The sequence below is a fragment of the Marinifilum sp. JC120 genome (assembly GCA_004923195.1).
Taxonomy (GTDB): Bacteria; Desulfobacterota; Desulfovibrionia; order Desulfovibrionales; family Desulfovibrionaceae; genus Maridesulfovibrio.
Genome location: RDSB01000076.1, coordinates 1 through 1,163, shown reverse-complemented (window position 1 = coordinate 1,163; position 1,163 = coordinate 1). Strand labels below are relative to the sequence as shown.

The window sequence follows — 1,163 nt, the reverse complement described above, 5'->3', positions numbered from 1 at the left end:
AATTGCTTAAGCGTGGTCAAAGCACATCAAGAACAAATGGATAGCTTGCGTGGATTCATGAAAGGGTTGGCTATCTTCTCTGGAGTCGTTCTTGGCCTCGCCATTGCCACTTCACTTTCAGTCATTGTGTGGGGTTCATAATGAATGGTGCGATGACTGAACAAGAYGACCGTCTTATTGARAACCTTCGCCACAACATGGGGGCCATCATAATGACCGCKCTTGAAGATCCGGATGTTGTTGAGATCATGGTTAACCCTGATGGCAAACTGTGGATTGAAAAACTTGGCGAAGAAATGAAAGAGGTTGGAGACATTCAGCCCAGCCAGACAAGAATGATCATATCACTTGTCGCAAGTTCTCTGGAAACCACAGTCACGAAAGAATCTCCAATAGTTGAAGGAGAACTGCCCATTGACGGCAGTCGCTTTGAAGGATTGTTTCCTCCCATCGTCAAGGCGGCCTCTTTCACTATCCGCAAAAAGGCCAGCAAAGTCTTCCCGCTGGAAGATTATGTGGAAAATGAAATCATGACCTTGAAAGTCATGGATTCAATAAAGGCTGCCGTAACTGCGAAAAAGAACATTGTGGTGGTGGGCGGTACCGGTTCCGGAAAAACGACTCTGGTTAATGGAGTCATCAATTCGATTTCTGAAATTGAACCGGACGCGCGCCTGATCATCATTGAAGATACTGCGGAGCTACAAAGCCAATCCCAGAACACACTTTTCCTACGGGCAAACAAACACACCTCCATCCAGACATTGGTCCGGGCGACAATGAGACTTCGCCCGGACCGGATACTCGTGGGCGAAGTACGCGGAGGGGAAGCTCTGGATCTGCTCAAGGCATGGAACACAGGTCACCCCGGCGGGATAGCAACGGTTCACGCCAACTCTGCGGCAGAAGGACTCTTCCGTATTGAGCAGCTTATTTCCGAGGCTTCAAAATCTCCCATGCCGCATCTGATCGGCTCTGCCGTGGATTTTATAATTTTCATTTGCCGCACACGGATAGGCCGCGCGGTCACCCAAGTGGCAACGGTATCCGGCTACGACCCGATAAAGCAAAAATACATGTTGGAGTACATTCACAATGAAAAACAAAGCTAAAATAAACTTACTAATTTTATTGGTAATTTTACTGTTCCCGGAAATAGCTTC

At 47.7% G+C, this 1,163-nt stretch carries 1 protein-coding gene; it reads left to right on the top strand.

Features of this window, described 5'->3' with window-relative positions:
• Positions 1-140 precede the first annotated feature (140 nt).
• On the top strand, positions 141-1,112 hold the full coding sequence (gene trbB, locus D0S45_20440; GenBank protein ID TIH08824.1) for a P-type conjugative transfer ATPase TrbB: 972 nt from the start codon (positions 141-143) through the stop codon (positions 1,110-1,112).
• Positions 1,113-1,163: the final 51 nt, after the last annotated feature.